Origin of the sequence: Rhodococcus shunpengi, assembly GCF_048381395.1 — a bacterium.
Taxonomy (GTDB): Bacteria; Actinomycetota; Actinomycetes; order Mycobacteriales; family Mycobacteriaceae; genus Rhodococcus.
Genome location: NZ_JBLWIU010000034.1, coordinates 221,515 through 238,236 on the forward strand (window position 1 = coordinate 221,515; position 16,722 = coordinate 238,236).

Here is a 16,722-nt window from a genome sequence, read left to right on the forward strand (position 1 = left end):
GCGCCGGACGGCCCTCAGGGGCGGTGTGCGCTTCCGAGCGTCGTCTCGACCGCCAGCGTGACGGTCTCGCGCGCATGCTGCGCGCTCCCGTCGTCCGTCGCGTCGTACATCGCCGTGTCGGGCAGGAAACCGGTGTCGTAGAAGGGATCCGACTCGTCGTAGGTGACGGTCTCCCGTGCCGCGACCACGACCACGTAACGGTGATCGTCGCCGAAGAATCCGGTGGACAGGTGCAGCCATTCACCGGCCAGGCAGCACATCCACCCCTGCTTCACACCCAGCTCCGTGGAATCGCCGAGACCCTCGGGAAGCCCGAAACGCTGGTCGTATCCGTCGACGCCCTCGTCGGTGAACTCCACCAGATGGCCGACGATCCGGGCCGCGCTCTCGTCACCGGAGGCGCTGTCGCCGAGCAGATCGTCGTACCAGGTCAGCAGGTCCGACGCCGTCGTAGTTGTGTTCCACCACCAGGACCCCGGATCCGGGGGAGTCGTGCCGGTCAGGTTGTGCCGTTCCACGACGTGCTCGACGATCTCGGGACCACCGTAGGTCTCCCACAGCAGCGTTGCCGCGTTGTCGTCCGAGGAGCGCAGCATCGACCGGATCAACTCGTGGTCCTCGTCGGCGAGCGTCGCCTCGCCTGTCACCTCGCGGTACAGGACCTCCTCGGCGATGAACAGTTTCACCGTCGAGGCGGTCTCGAAGGGTTCGTCCGAACCGCCGAGCACGCGGGTCCCGGATTCACGGTCGAGCACGGCGACGGTCAGGCGCGCTCCGCGGCTGTCCGCGAGCGCGACGGCCGCGTCGATCTGCCGGGGCAGTTCGGCCGTCGACAGCGTCACGGTCGACTCGTCGGAATCGGTGTCCGTCACGGAGGCGAGACCGAGCGCCTCGTGCGGGAGCGGATGGGAATCGATCGATTCGCAGCCGGATACGGCCAGTGCGGTGGCCACGCAGAGCATCATCGCGCCCGATCGTGCGCGTCCGCGCCCGTGCTTCATGTCCGGCTCCTGCATTCCATTGTGCAGTGGACGATAGCGCCGGTCCACCCGACAGCCTGCACGGACCCCGCGCGCGAGCGCGAGTGCCGTCACGCGCGCGGGCGCCCCACGCTGCCACAGGCGCGGGCGGGGGACGGCGACTGTAGGGTCGTTCGACGTGACGACCGAACTCGACACCGTGAACCGGCGGATCGCCCAGGAACTCGACGTCCGCGAAGACCAGGTCGCTGCGGCCGTGGGACTGCTCGACGGCGGCGCGACCGTGCCGTTCGTCGCGCGCTACCGCAAGGAGGCGACCGGCGGGCTCGACGATGCCCAGCTGCGCACCCTCGAGGAACGCCTCCGCTATCTGCGGGAACTCGACGAGCGCCGTGTCGCGATCCTCGAATCGATCGAGGCGCAGGGCAAGCTCGACGACACGCTGCGCGGACAGATCATGCTCGCCGACACCAAGGCGCGGCTCGAGGACATCTACCTGCCGTTCAAGCCGAAGCGGCGCACCAAGGCGCAGATCGCCCGCGAGGCCGGTCATGAACCCGTCGCCGACGCGCTCATCGGCGACCCCACCACCGATCCCGCCGGATACACCTCCGAGCAGCTCGACGGTGCGCGCGCCATCCTCGTCGAACGCTTCGCCGAGGACGCGGACCTCGTCGGCGAGCTCCGCGAGGCGATGTGGACGCGCGGCAAGGTGAGCTCCACCGTGCGGTCCGGCAAGGAGAACGACGGCGCGAAGTTCTCCGACTACTTCGAGTTCTCGGAACCGTTCACCCAGCTGCCCTCGCACCGCATCCTCGCCCTCCTGCGCGGCGAGAAGGAGGAGGTGCTGTCGCTGTCGTTCGATCCCGAGATCGACGAGCCGGTGCCCGGTGAGCGCAGCTACTACGAGGGACGGATCGCGACGCGCTTCGGCATCGCAGACGAGGGACGCGCCGCCGACAAGTGGTTGCTCGACACCGTGCGGTGGGCATGGCGCACCAAGCTGCAGATGTCGCTGTCGCTGGACATCAGGATGCGGCTGCGGCAGTCCGCCGAGAAGGACGCGGTCGACGTCTTCGCCGCCAACCTCAAGGACCTGTTGCTCGCCGCACCGGCCGGCACGCGACCGACGATGGGTCTCGACCCCGGCTACCGCACCGGCACGAAGGTCGCCGTCGTCGACGCGACCGGCAAGGTCGTCGACCACACCACCATCTATCCGCATCAGCCGCACAACAAGCGTGACGAGGCCCTCGCGGTGCTCGCCGCGCTGGTCGCGCGGCACGGTGTCGAACTGATCGCCATCGGCAACGGCACGGCGTCTCGTGAGACGGACGCTCTCGCAGCCGATCTCGTGTCGCTGGCGAAGGTGCCCGGGTTGACGAAGATCGTGGTGTCGGAGGCGGGCGCGTCCGTCTACTCGGCCTCCGAGTACGCCACCAAGGAACTCCCGGATCTCGACGTGTCCATCCGCGGTGCGGTCTCCATCGCACGCCGCCTGCAGGATCCGCTCGCCGAACTGGTCAAGATCGACCCGAAGTCGATCGGTGTCGGCCAGTACCAGCACGACGTGTCCGAGACGATGCTCGCGCGGTCGCTGGGCGCGGTCGTCGAGGACGCGGTGAACGCCGTCGGTGTCGACGTCAACACGGCGTCGGTCCCGCTGCTGTCGCGGGTCTCGGGTATCACCGGGTCGCTCGCGGAGAGCATCGTCGCCCACCGCGACCAGAACGGTCCGTTCCGGGCACGGAGAGCGCTCAAGGACGTCCCGCGACTCGGCCCGAAGGCCTTCGAACAGTGCGCGGGCTTCCTGCGGATCCCCAACGGCGACGACCCGCTCGACGCGTCCGCGGTGCACCCCGAGGCGTATCCGGTGGTGCGGCGGATCGTCGACCGGACCGGCAGCAGCGTCCGCGAACTGCTCGGCAACACCGCGACCCTGCGGCAGCTGCGCGCGGACGAGTTCGCCGACGATCGCTTCGGTGTCCCGACCGTCACCGACATCATCTCCGAGCTCGAGAAGCCCGGCCGCGACCCGCGTCCGGAGTTCAGGACCGCGACGTTCGCCGCCGGTGTCGAGAAGGTCGCCGACCTGAAGCCCGGCATGGTCCTCGAGGGAGTGGTCACCAACGTCGCGGCCTTCGGTGCCTTCGTCGACGTCGGTGTGCACCAGGACGGTCTCGTGCACGTCTCCGCGATGTCGCGCAGCTTCGTGAAGGATCCGCACGACGTCGTCCGGTCCGGTGAGGTCGTCAAGGTGAAGGTCCTCGAGGTCGACGTCGCGCGCCAGCGCATCGGTCTGACGCTGCGACTCGACGACGAGGTCCCCACCCCGGGCGCCGAGAAGTCGGGAGGTCAGCCGCGTGGAGGTGGCCGACGTCCCGGAGGCCAGGGCGGCGGCAACCAGGGCGGCCGGGGTAATCGCGGACAGCAGGGCAATCGTGGGCAGCAGGGCCGTGGCGGCGACCGCCGTTCGGCACCGGCCGCCTCCGGATCGATGGCCGACGCCCTGCGACGCGCCGGTTTCGGCAACAACTGACGCGAATCACCGGGTCACTCCTGCGATGCTGTGGACATGAGATCCACGGTGGCCGGGGTGATCCGGTGATGCTCGACTGGATGCAGCGCGAGATCGTCGATCAGGGGCGCCTGCCGCTGCTGTTCTTCCTCCTCGGTTTCGTGGCCGCGTTCGTCTTCATCCGGATCAGCGTGCGGTTGATCCGCGCGCAGGTGCGCTGGTGGCCCGGAAACATCACCCCGGGCGGTCAGCACGTGCACCACGTGGTGTTCGGTGTCGTCACCATGGTGATCGCCGGTGGGGGACTGATCGCGATCTCCGAGGATGCCAACCGCGTCGCCGCGTGCATCCTCGCGGCGCTCTTCGGAGTCGGCGCCGCGCTGACCCTCGACGAGTTCGCCCTGATCTTCTACCTGAACGACGTGTACTGGGAAGAACAGGGACGGGTGTCCGTCGACGCCGTCTTCGTGGCGATCGCCGTGACCGGGATGTGGTTGCTCGGCCTGCGACCGTTCGAACTCGGGGACACCACGAACTTCGAGGACAGCGGTGACTGGGCCGGACGGGCCGCGCTGGTGGTGGCCGTGCTCGTGAACCTCCTGCTCGCCGCGATCGTCCTGGCGAAGGGCAAGATCTGGACAGGCCTGGTCGGGTTGTTCGTCGTTCCGCTGCTGTGGGTCGGCGCGATCCGGCTCTCCCGGCCCGGGGCGCCCTGGGCTCGCTGGCGGTACGGCAAGCGGCCCCGTCGCATGGCACGGGCGCTCGAACGCGAACGTCGGCTTCGGCGCCCGGTGATCCGCGCCAAGATCTTCGTGCAGGATCTCGTCGCGGGCGCACCGACGCTCGAGACCGTGCGGGGCAGTGTCGAGCACTCGCGCACCGCGACCGAGGCGGAACTGGACCGTCGCGTCAAACCGGCGCCACCGCCGATTTCATCGATCGATGTTCCGTCTGGCACAATGGACGGGTTGCCCCGTTCGGGCACGCCTACCTGACCTGGGCACGAACCGGTCGAGCCCGCCACACGGCGGTCGCCGCCAGGTTCCTCTGCTCGAGCGAACAAGAGGATGAAAACCGATGAACACCCTGGACTTTCTGGACGCCAAGTCGCTGCGCGACGACATCCCGGACTTCCGTCCCGGCGACACTCTCGATGTGCACGTCAAGGTCATCGAGGGCAGCAAGGAGCGTGTGCAGGTCTTCAAGGGCGTCGTGATCCGGCGTCAGGGCGGCGGCATCCGCGAGACCTTCACCGTCCGCAAGGTTTCCTTCGGCGTCGGCGTGGAGCGCACCTTCCCGGTGCACAGCCCCAACCTCGCCAAGATCGACGTGCTGACCCGTGGCGACGTCCGTCGCGCGAAGCTCTACTACCTGCGTGAGCTGCGCGGCAAGGCTGCCAAGATCAAGGAGAAGCGCTGATCTTCGGCTGCTGATCGGCCCCCTGGGCTGCTCGGCACGGCTCCCGAGCCACCCGATACAGCATCCGACGACCCGGCCCGGACTTCCGTCCCGGCCGGGTCGTCGTCGTTGTGGGCAGTGGTCTGTCGCTCACCCGTCCGGCCGACGGTCGTCCTCGGCGGGCCGCCGTGCCGCAGACGCTAGTCTGTCGAGGTGGCAGATTCCCCGCACGATCCGGCTCGACCGGATGTGAACCGCAACGATGTTCGAGGTTCGGCTCGGAGCGATCGAGCCGACGGTGCACACCACCGGCGCGAGGACCCCGTAGCGAACGACACCGCCCCCAAGGCGAAGAAGCAGAAGTCGTTCTGGCGTGAACTGCCGATCCTGGTCGTCGTCGCACTGGCCCTGAGCTTCCTGCTGCAGACCTTCGTGGCGCGGGTCTATCTCATCCCCTCGGAGTCGATGGAGCCGACACTGCACGGCTGCCCGGGCTGCACCGGCGACCGCATCGTCGTCGAGAAGGTGGGATACCGCTTCACCGATCCCCGTCCCGGCGACGTCATCGTCTTCGAAGGCCCCGACTCGTGGTCGGCCGGCTACGTCTCGACCCGTTCCGACAACGTCGTCGTGCGGGGACTGCAGGAGATCGGTTCGCTCGTCGGCGTCGTGCCGCCCGACGAGAACGACCTCGTCAAGCGCGTGATCGCGACAGGCGGGCAGACGGTGGAATGCTGCGACGACCAGGGCCGTGTGCTCGTCGACGGTGTCCCGCTCGACGAGCCGTACGTGACGATGGACTTCCCGTTCACCCCGGGTGTCGTCACGTGCGAGACCGAGGTGCCCTCCGGGCGCTGCTTCGGGCCCGTCACCGTGCCCGAGGGCCACGTCTGGGTGATGGGCGACAACCGCAGCAACTCGGCCGACTCGCGCTACCACGTCGGGGACGAGCATCAGGGCTCGATCCCGCTGGACAATGTCATCGGAAAAGCCCGCTTCATCGTGCTGCCTCCCGGCCGATGGGGCCTGATCGACTCACCGGAGATCCTTCCCTCGTGACTGCTTGGCCACCTCGACCCGTGATCCGTCGCTCCTCGGGACTGCGCACCATGGAGTCCGCGCTCGCGCGGTGCGGTCTCGGTCCGGTCGCCGGGGTCGACGAAGCCGGCCGCGGTGCCTGCGCCGGACCGCTGGTCGTCGCCGCCTGCGTGCTCGGCGACCGGCCGCACGCGTCGCTCGACCGGCTCGACGATTCGAAGAAGCTCACCGAACGCACCCGTGAGGAGCTGTACTCGGTGATCGTGCGACGCGCCCGGGCGTGGAGCGTGGTGGTGATCCCCGCGGAGGAGGTCGACGCGATCGGCATCCACGTCGCCAACATCGAGGGCATGCGACGCGCGGTGGCAGGTCTGTCGACTCCGCCCGGCTACGTGCTCACCGACGGCTTCCGGGTGCCCGGACTGCCTGCACCGTCCCTGCCCGTGATCGGCGGCGACGCGGCGGCCGCGTGCATCGCGGCGGCCAGTGTGCTCGCGAAGGTCACACGCGATCGCATGATGGTCGACCTCGACGGCGAGCTACCGGAGTACGGTTTCGCAGTACACAAGGGCTACAGCACTCCGACGCACATGGCGGCGTTGGCCGAGCACGGCCCGTCACCGCAGCACCGGCGGTCGTGGGCCAATGTGCGCTCGGTGTGTGGAGTGCCCGCAGTGCGACGTCGGCTGTTCGCCGACGACCTGGTTCGTCGATCGTACGCAGACGACCTGGGGCGTCGATTGTTCACCGACGAGGCGGATGCGGGATGATTGCAGGACACACCAGACTGGGAGGACACCGAGACCGATGAGTGCCGAGGATCTCGAGAAGTACGAAACCGAGATGGAACTCTCGCTGTACAGGGAGTACCGGGACATCGTCGGTCAGTTCGCGTACGTCGTGGAGACCGAGCGCCGGTTCTACCTGGCGAACGCCGTCGAATTGCTGCCGCACAACGCCAACGGCGAGGTGTACTTCGAGGTGCGTATGTCCGACGCCTGGGTGTGGGACATGTACCGTCCCGCACGCTTCGTCAAGCACGTCCGTGTCATCACGTTCAAGGACGTCAACATCGAAGAGCTCGACAAGCCCGAACTGAGACTGCCCGACAAGCTGGGCTGACGTCGGCGGGGACGATCCTGCGCGGAGTGGCCGCATCCTAACCGGGGCGCCGACACCGAGCCGTCCGCCGAGGCTCGACGCGCGCGGTTGTGCACAGGCACCGTACTCATCCACAGATTCCCCGATCTCCGTGCTCGGACCCGATTTCGCGTGCCCCGGTCCTCCACAGTGGGGGCATGCAGGGGACGAATCGGACATCACACAACCGGGATCTGGGCGCGCGAGGCGAGGACCTCGCCGCGGAATACCTCGAGTCGACCGGCATGGTCGTGCTCGAACGGAACTGGCGCAGCCGATACGGCGAACTCGATCTCATCGCACAGGACGGCGCGTCCGTCGTCTTCGTCGAGGTCAAGACCCGCACCGGCACCGGATACGGCACCCCCGCCGAAGCGGTGACGCACGCGAAGGCCGAACGTATCCGTCGCCTCGCCGGGCAGTGGTTGTCCGAGCAGACGCGCCGCTGGTCGCACATCCGCGTCGATGTGGTCACCGTTCTGCTCGCGCGGGGACACGCCCCGGAGATCACCCACCGCAAGCAGGTCCTCTGATGGCACTCGGACGCGCCTGGTCGGTCGCCGTCTCCGGGATCGACGGGCAGGTCGTCGAGATCGAAGCCGACATCGGACGAGGTCTGCCAGGGGTGACGATGGTCGGACTGCCCGACACCGCGCTCCAGGAGTCGCGCGACCGGGTGCGCGCCGCCGTGTCGAATTCCGGTGCCAAGTGGCCGGATTCGAAGGTCGTGCTCGCACTGTCTCCGGCCACGCTACCGAAGGTCGGCAGTGTCTACGACCTCGGACTGGCGTGCGCGGTGCTCGACGCGGCGGATATCGTGCCGACCGAGGCCGTCTCCCGGACGGTGCTGCTCGGTGAGCTCGCGCTCGACGGACGCGTCAGGCCGGTACGTGGGGTGTTGCCCGCCGTGCTCACGGCCAAGAAGCACGGCTGGTCGCGCGTGGTGGTGCCGACCGCGACGATGACCGAGGCGGCGCTCGTCGACGGCATCGACGTCTACGGCGCCGAGACGCTGCGCGAGTTGGTGCTCTGGCTCCAGGGCGACGGTCCGCTCGAACGGCCCGATCCGCGTGCGCTGCCACCACGGGCGGTGCGTGGCGATCTCAGCGAAGTGGTCGGCCAGCACGAAGCGCGTCGCGCGATCGAGGTCGCTGCGGCCGGTGCGCACCACCTGATGTTGACCGGTCCGCCGGGAATCGGGAAAACGATGCTCGCGCAGCGACTTCCGGGGATCCTGCCGGACCTGGACGAAAGTCACGCCCTCGAGGTGACGGCCATCCACTCGGTGGCGGGCACCCTCACCAGCGACCGTCCGCTCGTGACGGAACCGCCCTTCATCGCGCCCCATCACACGGCGTCGGTGAGTTCGCTGATCGGAGGCGGCACCGGTATGGCGAAACCCGGCGCGGTGAGCCGGGCGCACCGCGGCGTGCTGTTCCTCGACGAGGTCGCCGAGATGGGGACGAAGACGCTCGAAGCACTACGGACACCGCTCGAGGACGGGGAGGTGCGCATCGCCCGGCGGGACGGTGTCGCACGATATCCGGCCCGTTTCCAGTTGATCCTCGCCGCCAACCCGTGCCCGTGCGCACCTCCGCGTGACGCCGACTGCGTGTGTGCGCCGACGGCACGTCGCCGCTATCTGGGGCGTCTGTCGGGTCCGCTCCTCGACCGCGTCGACCTGCGGGTCCGGATGCAGGCCGTCGCGACGAGCGCGTTGATGGGGGAGACGGGCGAGAGTACCGACGACGTACGGGCGCGGGTCGCCCGGGCGAGAGCGGCGGCACGCGAACGGTGGGCCGAGCACGGCTGGGCCACCAACGCCGAGGTGCCCGGACCGGCCCTCCGACAGAAGTTCCGCCTTCCGCGTGCTGCGCTCGAACCCGTCGAATGGGCGCTGCGCAAGGGCGCCATCACCGCGCGAGGAGCGGATCGGGCACTGCGGGTCGCGTGGACGCTGAGCGACCTCGACGGCTCCGATTCGCCGTCGGCGACGCACGTCGCTGCCGCACTGGACTTCCGGGATCGTGGTGTCGCATGAGCAGGCACGACGACGAACGGCGCCTGGCCTGGGCCTATCTGTCGACCGTCACGCAGGGTGCGTCACGATCGTTGTCGGCGGCCGTGGAAGCCGGGGGTGTGCTCGAGGTGGCGGCGGCCATCCGGTCGGGTGCGGGCCTCGGTGAACTCTCGGCGCGGTACTCGATGCGGGCGCACCTCGACACCGCGGCGCGGGATCTCGACCGTCTGGGGCGGGCCGGTGGGCGACTGGTGACGCCCGACGACGACGAATGGCCCGCCTGGCAGATGCTCGGCTTCGGCACCCTCGACACCGCCACCGACGCCGAGGGGCCACCCCTCGCCCTGTGGGTGTGGGGGAGCCGGCGGATCGACGAACTGGCCGAACGTGCAATCGGCATCGTCGGGACCCGCGCCGCGAGCGGTTACGGGGAGCACGTCACCGCCGAGATCGCCGGGGATCTCGCCGCCGACGGGTGGACGGTCGTGTCCGGTGCGGCCTTCGGCGTCGACGCTGCCGCACACCGGGCGGCGCTCGGGGTGGGTGGCACCACCGTTGCGATTCTCGCCTGCGGGGTCGATCGAGCGTATCCGGCGGCACACACGACGATGTTGCGGCGGATCTCCGAATCCGGCCTCGTGGTCAGCGAGTATCCGCCGGGTACGACTCCGGCGCGGTACCGGTTCCTCGCCCGCAACCGGCTGATCGCGGCGTTGTCCGCCGGCACGGTCGTCGTCGAGGCGGGCTGGCGCAGCGGGGCGCGCAACACCGCGGCGTGGGCGCGACGACTCGGACGGCCTGTCATGGCGGTGCCCGGACCGGTGACCTCGGCGGCCTCGCAAGGCTGTCACCGCATGATCAAGGAGGGCGAGGCGCGTCTGGTGGGCGCGGCGCGCGACGTCGTCGAGGAGTGCGGTCCGCTCCTGGCGGGCGGGGACGACGACCGAGACGGCCTGTTCCGCCGCGACCTGGACGGACTGTCGGGCGACATGGCACTGGTCTACGAGGCGCTTCCGTCGTCGGACGTCTGCGATCCGGCGATGCTGGCCGAGTCGGCGGGACTGCCGATCGAGCGGGTGCGGGCGGCGCTGCCCCTGCTCGAACTCGACGGCCTGGTGGTGGCGACGGACGGAGGGTGGCGGCGGATGTGACAGCGGATCGACGCCGGGGCGGTCTACCCCCGGGCGGGAGGGGCGCCGAACATGCGGTCGCGCAGGCTGTCGTAGATGGGCGGGACCCGCGTGGAATACGCCACGACGACCGCACAGATCGTCGCGGCGAGCATCGGAACCGTCACTCCCGTCGCCGCGGTCATCTCCACGACGAGGACGACTCCGGTGATCGGGGCCCGCACCGACGCGCCGAAGAGTGCGGCCATCCCCGCGAGCGCCATCGGCACGGCCAGGGACGACCCGAGCCCGGGGACGATCGCGGCGGAGATCCCGGCGCACAACAGACCCCAGAGAGCGCCCAGTGCGAGGAGCGGCGCGAACAGTCCGCCCGGTGTCCCGGCCGCGTACGACAGCGGGCCGGCGACGAACCGCAGCAGGACGTACCAGGCGACGACCGGCAGTGCGAGCGCACCACCGCCCACCACGTGCTGGACGAGGGAGTCGCCGCCACCGCCGGCCCACGGTGCGACCACCGACAACAACCCGACGAGCCCGCCGATGATCGCGGCCTTCGTCACCGGGGAGAGCGACCGGACCGACTCCACCACGCTCAGAGATCCCAGGACCATCCGGTTGTAGGCCGCGCCGAGCAGTCCGGTGAGCAGGCCGAACACCACGAACACGGGCAGCAGGACGATGGACGGGGGAACGATGGGGTCCACGGCGAAGTCGGGGGTATCGCCGACGATCGTCCGCGAGCACGCCACCGCGGCGGCCACCGACAGGACGACGGGTACGACGGTGCGGACACGGAAGCTACCGGTGACCTCCTCGAAGACGAACAGCGCACCGCCGATCGGGGCATTGAACGCGACCGCGAGTCCGGCACCGGACACCGAGGTCTGCAGTAGACGTTCGTGCTCGGGACACCGGGCGCGACGCGCGGTCTCGGCGCCTACCGCGGCACCCATGTGCACGATCGGGCCTTCCCGCCCCAGGACGAGACCCGACCCGATCGACAGGAGTGCCCCGACGAATCTGGAGGGCAGCACCGACAAAGGTGGTGGCTCTGCCTGCCCGCGGTCGACGGCCTCGACGTGCTGGATTCCGCTACCCGAGGCGAGGGGCACCATCCGGACGATCAACGCCGCGAGCAGAGCGCCGAGGATCGTGATTCCCACCGGCACGAGCCATCCCGGACCGGGGAGGTCGTGCGCCCACTCCGCGGTGTGGATCCGCCATCGCTCGAGCCGTTCCAGACACCAGCGGAAGGCTCCGCCGACGATGCCGATGACGGCGCCGGCCACGATCGCCAGCACACAGATCGTTGCCAGTTCGCGAGGGGGAACGGAAGGCTCCCGCACGTCCTCGGTATCCACCCGGTGTCCTCCGACCTGCCGCCGACGCGCCGATCCGCTCGGCGGTGCCGGAGACGGTCGCGCGAAGGAGTCGTGACCGTATGTTCACAGACTCCGGGACGTTCCGCCGGGACGTGCGAGGGTGAATTCGGAGGAAGGCCGCTTACTCGGCGGCGGTCTCGGTCGTGGGCTCGTCCTCGACGTACCAGGCGCGGTCGTCGCGGTCCCACTTCACGGCACCGCGGTGGGCCTTGCGGAACTCCTTGAGGACGGCGCGGTCGATCGAGGGGTGGCCGTTGTCGTTCACATAGATCCACTCGGAGCCGAACTTGGCCTCGATCGCGTCGACCATGTCGGTCTGGGTGACCCTGCGTTCGGTGGTGATGATGTCGGTCATCCAGGTGGCGATGTCGGCCGCGGTGGTGCTCATGTTCTCGAGCCTAGAGCCTCCCCGATCGTGACTTTCCCGCCGCACCCCGCGACAGAGTACGGTGACGCGAGAATAGGTAACCCTAATAGGAGGTTCGGTGGCACGGAAAGCGCCCATGGGGACAACACTCACGGTCCTGCGGACCGAGGCGATCGGCGAGCACTTCGTCCGCGTCGTGCTCGGCGGAGACGGCTTCGGCGAGTTCCAGGCCCGCGCGGAGACCGACAGCTACGTGAAGATCGAGCTGCCCGCGGGGGAGGAGACGGTCGTCCGCACCTACACCGTCCGGCGCGTGGACTCGGACGCCCGGGAGATCTGGATCGACTTCGTCGTGCACGGCGACGAGGGTGTCGCGGGCCCGTGGGCTCGCTCGGTGCAACCGGGCGCGCAGGTCGTGGTGCGGGGACCCGGCGCGGGATACCGGCCCGATCGCTCCGCCGACTTCCATCTGCTCGCCGGCGACGAGACCGCGATCCCCGCGATCGCGGCTGCGCTCGAGGACCTGCCCGCCGACGCGCGTGGGGCGGTCTTCCTGGAGGTCATCGGTCCCGGCGACGAACTGAAACTCGACGCCCCGGCGGGAATGGACATCACGTGGCTCCATCGCGGTGTCGCGGCCGGTGACGCCGGTGCCGACCTGATCGACGGCAACTCGCCCCTCGTCGCCGCGGTGAGGGCCCTGCCCTGGCCGGGAGGCGACGTGCAGGTCTTCGTGCACGGTGAAGCCGAGGCCGTCATGAAGCACATCCGTCCGTACCTGCGGAAGGAACGGGCCGTACCGCCGGCACGCGCGTCGATCTCGGGTTACTGGCGTCGCGGACGCACCGAGGAGGGTTTCCGCGTGTGGAAGAGCGAACTGGCGGCCGTCGAGAGCAACTGACGGCCGGCGGTTCGGGTCAGCTCGCGGACTCGCGCGCCGGCACCGAGGCCGAGTCGCGCGCCAGCACCGCCGCGGAGGTGAGCGCGAGTCCCGAGCAGACCACGATGGCGACGGCCATCGGGATACCGGTGCCTTCGCCGCCGAGCCCGACGAGCGGGGAGACCACGGCAGCGAGACCGAACTGAGAGGCACCGATCACGGCGGAGCCCGTACCGGCCGCCTTCGGGACCTGTGACTGGGCCAGCGCGGTGGCGTTGCCCAGCGTCAGGCCCATCATGCTGATCGCGACGAACAGCAGCGGCAGGATCAGCACTGCGACGTAGCCGACGACGACCATCGTCAGCAACAGCAGCGCCCCTGCCGTGAACATGGTGGTCACACCGAAGAGCAGCAGCGTCCGCACCTCGAACCGGCCGATGAGGCGGGTGTTGACGGCGTTGGCCAGCACGAGACCGGCCGAGTTCACGGCGAACACCATCGAGAACTGGCCCGGGCTCAGACCGAGGATGTTCTGGGTGACGAACGGCGAGGCAGAGATGTACGAGAACATCGCGCCGAATCCCAGGGCCATGGCGGCGGCGTAACCGACGAAGCGTCGCTGCCGGAGGACGTACCCGAAGTTGCCGGCCATCGTCTTCAGACCGCCGCCGTGCCGCTTCTCCGGCGGCAGGGTCTCCGGGACGAACGCGAAGGCGCCGACGGCCATCAGAACGGCCAGGCCGGTGAGCACCCAGAAGATGCCGCGCCACCCGATCGGCCCCAGCAGCACGCCACCGAGTAGGGGAGCGGCGACGGGCGCGATGCCGCCGATGATCATCATCAGGCTGAACAGCTTGGCGGCCTGATTGCCTCGCGCCCGGTCGGCGATGACCGCACGCGCGAGGACGATGCCTGTTCCGCCGCTGAATCCCTGGACCAGACGCGCCGCGATCAGGATCTCGACGGTGGGTGCCATCGCGCAGATCGCGCTGCTCACCGCCAGGACGATCGTGCCGGCGAGGATCAGTCGTCGCCGGCCCCAGCCGTCCGAGAGGGGACCCACGAGCAGCTGGCCGAGCCCGAGACCCGCCATGAACGTCGTGAGTGTGAGCTGGACGCCCACGGTCGAACTGCCCAGGCTCTCCGCCATGACGGGAAGTCCCGGGAGGTACATGTCCGTGGCGAGCGGCGCGATCGCCGACAGCAACGCCAGGGCGCACAACATCGGTACCGGGATCGTTTTGTTCACGAAAGCACCTTAGTCGGCGCGGGTCGTTGCACCCGAGCCGGTCGTGCCGCACGGTAGACCCATGCGAGGCAACGAATCCGACATGCTCCCGGCGACGCTGGACGTGCACCTCGGGGACTTCGTCGACCACCTCCGCCTCGAAGGCAACCGTTCGGAACACACGATCCGCGCCTATCGCACCGACATCCGCTCGCTGTTGCAGCATCTTGCGGACCGGGATCCCGACGCGCGCATCACCGACCTCGATCTCGATCTGATGCGGTCCTGGCTCGCCGGGATGGTGGCGGCGGGAGCGGCCCGCACCACGCTCGCGCGGCGCACCTCGTCGGCACGCGTCTTCACGGCATGGCTCGTGCGCACCCGGCGGCTCGACGCCGACCCGGCGACGCGTCTCGTCTCGCCACGTCCGCATCGGTCACTGCCCGCCGTGCTCCGCGACGACCAGGCACTGGAGATCATGGAGGCCGCGAAATCCGGTGCGCGTGAACGCGATCCCGTCGCACTGCGTGACCGGGCGATCGTCGAGTTGCTCTATGCCACCGGAATCAGGGTCGGTGAGCTGTGCGCCGTCGATATCGACGACGTCGACGCCGAGCGGCGGGTCGTCCGGGTTCTCGGCAAGGGCGACAAGGAACGGATCGTCCCTTACGGCGGTCCCGCGGCCGAGGCGCTCGACGCGTGGCTGCGTCACGGACGCCCGCATCTCGCACGACCGTCGTCGGGTGCGGCGCTGCTGCTGGGCAAGCGCGGCGGCCGGATCGATCAGCGGCAGGTGCGGTCGGTGGTGCACGACGCCGTCTCGTCGGTGCCGGGCGCACCCGACCTCGCGCCGCACGGCCTGCGGCACAGCGCTGCGACGCACCTGCTCGAAGGGGGAGCGGACCTGCGCGTGGTCCAGGAGGTGCTGGGCCATTCGAGTCTGGCCACCACGCAGCTCTACACACACGTGTCGGTGGCGCGCCTGCGCGCCGCGCACGATCAGGCCCATCCCCGCGCCTGATCGGCCTGCCCGAGAAGCCGTCCCGGTTTGGTAGCGTGCGCCGGCACCATCGAATCGGGGGAACCGATGAGACGCAACGAACCGGGTCCTGCCGTGCCCGCCTGGCTGCAGGACCCACCGGAATCCGGAAGCGACCATGCGCGACGCGGCCTCCGCCGCGCGGCCAGAGGCGCCGAGACGCCCGGTCCCTCCACTCCGTCCGGCGACGGTGCGACTCCGCCCACTCCCTCCGCTCCGCTCGAGATGACGGCTTCGGTGCCTCTCGGTATGGCGTTGCGGCCCCGGATCAGCGCAGACGACCCGGAGCCGGAGTCGTCCGGACCGCTCGTCGCGCACGAACCGGCGCGACCCGAGAATCCGGTGCTCCCACCGTCGGAGCCCGAGGCGGCGGTTTCGGCGGAGCCTGATGCGGCGGTTCCGGAGGCCGTGACCGAACCCGAGCCCGAGCCTGTCTTCTCAGAGCCGGCACCCGAAGTCGTGGAGACACAGCCCGAGACTGGGGCACCTGCACCTGCACCTGCACCTGCACCTGCACCTGCGCCGGAGTCGGAGGTGGCGAGCCCGGAGGCGACGGAGGTCGTATCCGGTCCGCTCGACCCCGGGCACGCATCGGTCCCCGCCCCGCTACCGGCAAGAGCAGACGCTACGGTCGACGCCCTGCGACACGAGGCCCATCGGTTCGACCATCAGCCGTCGAACGTCGACCTCGCCTCGGGCGTGCTCGTCCGCAGGTCACGGCGTTCCACGCGGCGGTGGCGGGAGCGGGTCGACCGGCTGACCGGCGGCAGGCTCGACGGAGGAGGCAGTGAGCGCCGCGAGGAGCTCGTCGCCCGGATCCGCCAGCCGATCCCGGGCGACTACCGGATCGCGGTGCTGTCCCTGAAGGGTGGGGTGGGGAAGACCACCACGACCGTCGGGCTCGGGTCGACGTTCGCGTCGCTGCGCGGCGACTGCGTCATCGCCGTCGACGCGAATCCGGACTTCGGCACCCTCGGGCAGCGGATTCCGCAGCAGACCACCTCGACGGTGCGGGACCTGCTCGCGAACGCGTCGAACATCCGCCGGTACTCGGACGTGCGGGCCCACACATCGCAGGCGCCGAGCCGGCTCGAAGTGCTCGCGAGCGAACGCGATCCCGCTGCCTCGGAAGCGTTCAGCGAGGAGGACTACCGGCGCGTCGTCGACATCCTGCAGGTCTACTACAACGTGATCCTCACCGACTGCGGGACCGGGATCATGCACTCGGTCATGCGCGGCGTGCTGGACCTGGCGAACACCCTCGTTCTCGTCGCCTCGCCTGCTGTCGATGCGGCGCGGAGTGCGGCTGCGACGCTCGACTGGCTGCAGGCGCACGGTTACTCCGACCTGGTCGAACGCACGGTCGTGGTGATCAGTTCGCCGCGGCCGGGTGCGGCGAGCATCGACATGGACGCGCTGACCGCACATTTCCTCGCGCGGTGCCGGGCGGTGAAGGTGCTGCCCTTCGACGAGCATCTCGCCGAGGGAGCCGAGATCGATCTCGAACGACTCCGCCCCGCGACCCGCACGGCGTTCGTCGAACTCGCCGCGATGGTCGCCGACGACTTCCCCGCACTGTCGGGTCGACACGCGGGGCGTTAG

The 16,722-nt window shown here is 69.6% G+C and carries 16 protein-coding genes; 12 read left to right on the top strand and 4 right to left on the bottom strand.

What is annotated here, in order from left to right; genetic code table 11:
* Positions 1 to 14 precede the first annotated feature (14 nt).
* Positions 15 to 1,001, bottom strand: coding sequence for a serine hydrolase (locus ACNJ7K_RS21260; RefSeq protein WP_455409247.1), 987 nt, complete (start codon positions 999 to 1,001; stop codon positions 15 to 17).
* Between the two features lie 157 nt (positions 1,002 to 1,158).
* On the opposite strand from ACNJ7K_RS21260, the gene ACNJ7K_RS21265 reads away from it, so the two are divergent.
* The 9 genes from ACNJ7K_RS21265 to dprA all read left to right on the top strand — a co-directional run bounded on the left by ACNJ7K_RS21265 (position 1,159) and on the right by dprA (position 10,245).
* Positions 1,159 to 3,519: a Tex family protein gene (locus ACNJ7K_RS21265; protein WP_120282251.1), complete on the top strand. Its 2,361-nt coding sequence runs from the start codon at positions 1,159 to 1,161 to the stop codon at positions 3,517 to 3,519.
* Between the two features lie 68 nt (positions 3,520 to 3,587).
* Positions 3,588 to 4,493: a hypothetical protein gene (locus ACNJ7K_RS21270; protein ID WP_060651065.1), complete on the top strand. Its 906-nt coding sequence runs from the start codon at positions 3,588 to 3,590 to the stop codon at positions 4,491 to 4,493.
* 82 nt (positions 4,494 to 4,575) lie between these two features.
* A complete protein-coding gene (gene rplS, locus ACNJ7K_RS21275) occupies positions 4,576 to 4,917 on the top strand; it encodes a 50S ribosomal protein L19 (protein ID WP_006550960.1) in 342 nt (113 codons plus the stop codon).
* A 228-nt stretch (positions 4,918 to 5,145) separates the two neighbouring features.
* The gene (lepB, locus tag ACNJ7K_RS21280; RefSeq protein WP_120282252.1) at positions 5,146 to 5,955 is read left to right on the top strand and encodes a signal peptidase I; all 810 of its coding nucleotides are present in this window, start codon (positions 5,146 to 5,148) and stop codon (positions 5,953 to 5,955) included.
* The gene (locus ACNJ7K_RS21285) at positions 5,952 to 6,704 is read left to right on the top strand and encodes a ribonuclease HII (protein ID WP_072740502.1); all 753 of its coding nucleotides are present in this window, start codon (positions 5,952 to 5,954) and stop codon (positions 6,702 to 6,704) included. The genes lepB and ACNJ7K_RS21285 overlap by 4 nt, the downstream gene beginning before the upstream one ends.
* A gap of 37 nt (positions 6,705 to 6,741) precedes the next feature.
* A complete protein-coding gene (locus ACNJ7K_RS21290) occupies positions 6,742 to 7,056 on the top strand; it encodes a DUF2469 domain-containing protein (protein ID WP_006550963.1) in 315 nt (104 codons plus the stop codon).
* A gap of 176 nt (positions 7,057 to 7,232) precedes the next feature.
* Positions 7,233 to 7,607: a YraN family protein gene (locus tag ACNJ7K_RS21295; protein ID WP_120282254.1), complete on the top strand. Its 375-nt coding sequence runs from the start codon at positions 7,233 to 7,235 to the stop codon at positions 7,605 to 7,607.
* Positions 7,607 to 9,115: a YifB family Mg chelatase-like AAA ATPase gene (locus ACNJ7K_RS21300; protein WP_120282255.1), complete on the top strand. Its 1,509-nt coding sequence runs from the start codon at positions 7,607 to 7,609 to the stop codon at positions 9,113 to 9,115. The genes ACNJ7K_RS21295 and ACNJ7K_RS21300 overlap by 1 nt, the downstream gene beginning before the upstream one ends.
* Positions 9,112 to 10,245: a DNA-processing protein DprA gene (gene dprA, locus ACNJ7K_RS21305; RefSeq protein WP_159418588.1), complete on the top strand. Its 1,134-nt coding sequence runs from the start codon at positions 9,112 to 9,114 to the stop codon at positions 10,243 to 10,245. Before ACNJ7K_RS21300 ends, dprA begins: the two co-directional genes overlap by 4 nt.
* Positions 10,246 to 10,268: 23 nt before the next feature.
* Here the strand turns inward: dprA and ACNJ7K_RS21310 are convergent, their stop codons facing one another.
* Both ACNJ7K_RS21310 and ACNJ7K_RS21315 read right to left on the bottom strand, forming a co-directional pair.
* A complete protein-coding gene (locus ACNJ7K_RS21310) occupies positions 10,269 to 11,585 on the bottom strand; it encodes a ClC family H(+)/Cl(-) exchange transporter (protein ID WP_159418587.1) in 1,317 nt (438 codons plus the stop codon).
* Between the two features lie 142 nt (positions 11,586 to 11,727).
* Complete coding sequence (locus tag ACNJ7K_RS21315) at positions 11,728 to 11,994, bottom strand: DUF6953 family protein (protein WP_159418586.1); 267 nt, start codon at positions 11,992 to 11,994, stop codon at positions 11,728 to 11,730.
* Positions 11,995 to 12,109: 115 nt separating this feature from the next.
* Between ACNJ7K_RS21315 and ACNJ7K_RS21320 the strand changes: the two genes are divergently transcribed.
* Entirely contained in the window at positions 12,110 to 12,874 is a 765-nt protein-coding gene (locus ACNJ7K_RS21320) for a siderophore-interacting protein (RefSeq protein WP_120282259.1), read from the top strand.
* A 16-nt stretch (positions 12,875 to 12,890) separates the two neighbouring features.
* Here ACNJ7K_RS21320 and ACNJ7K_RS21325 read toward each other — a convergent pair whose 3' ends face one another.
* Complete coding sequence (locus tag ACNJ7K_RS21325; protein WP_071934796.1) at positions 12,891 to 14,078, bottom strand: multidrug effflux MFS transporter; 1,188 nt, start codon at positions 14,076 to 14,078, stop codon at positions 12,891 to 12,893.
* Positions 14,079 to 14,163: 85 nt separating this feature from the next.
* Here ACNJ7K_RS21325 and ACNJ7K_RS21330 point away from each other — a divergent pair, with 85 nt between their 5' ends.
* On the top strand, positions 14,164 to 15,102 hold the full coding sequence (locus ACNJ7K_RS21330; protein ID WP_071934797.1) for a tyrosine recombinase XerC: 939 nt from the start codon (positions 14,164 to 14,166) through the stop codon (positions 15,100 to 15,102).
* 66 nt (positions 15,103 to 15,168) lie between these two features.
* A complete protein-coding gene (locus ACNJ7K_RS21335; RefSeq protein WP_230787530.1) occupies positions 15,169 to 16,722 on the top strand; it encodes a MinD/ParA family ATP-binding protein in 1,554 nt (517 codons plus the stop codon).

Bases quoted from the DNA above. Each gene is read 5' to 3' on its own strand.
- ACNJ7K_RS21260 (WP_455409247.1), bottom strand. From the start codon at position 1,001: ATGAAGCACGGGCGCGGACGCGCACGATCGGGCGCGATGATGCTCTGC.
- ACNJ7K_RS21270 (WP_060651065.1), top strand. From the start codon at position 3,588: ATGCTCGACTGGATGCAGCGCGAGATCGTCGATCAGGGGCGCCTGCCG.
- rplS (WP_006550960.1), top strand. From the start codon at position 4,576: ATGAACACCCTGGACTTTCTGGACGCCAAGTCGCTGCGCGACGACATC.
- ACNJ7K_RS21290 (WP_006550963.1), top strand. From the start codon at position 6,742: ATGAGTGCCGAGGATCTCGAGAAGTACGAAACCGAGATGGAACTCTCG.
- ACNJ7K_RS21295 (WP_120282254.1), top strand. From the start codon at position 7,233: ATGCAGGGGACGAATCGGACATCACACAACCGGGATCTGGGCGCGCGA.
- ACNJ7K_RS21300 (WP_120282255.1), top strand. From the start codon at position 7,607: ATGGCACTCGGACGCGCCTGGTCGGTCGCCGTCTCCGGGATCGACGGG.
- dprA (WP_159418588.1), top strand. From the start codon at position 9,112: ATGAGCAGGCACGACGACGAACGGCGCCTGGCCTGGGCCTATCTGTCG.
- ACNJ7K_RS21315 (WP_159418586.1), bottom strand. From the start codon at position 11,994: ATGAGCACCACCGCGGCCGACATCGCCACCTGGATGACCGACATCATC.
- ACNJ7K_RS21320 (WP_120282259.1), top strand. From the start codon at position 12,110: ATGGGGACAACACTCACGGTCCTGCGGACCGAGGCGATCGGCGAGCAC.
- ACNJ7K_RS21325 (WP_071934796.1), bottom strand. From the start codon at position 14,078: ATGTTGTGCGCCCTGGCGTTGCTGTCGGCGATCGCGCCGCTCGCCACG.
- ACNJ7K_RS21330 (WP_071934797.1), top strand. From the start codon at position 14,164: ATGCGAGGCAACGAATCCGACATGCTCCCGGCGACGCTGGACGTGCAC.
- ACNJ7K_RS21335 (WP_230787530.1), top strand. From the start codon at position 15,169: ATGAGACGCAACGAACCGGGTCCTGCCGTGCCCGCCTGGCTGCAGGAC.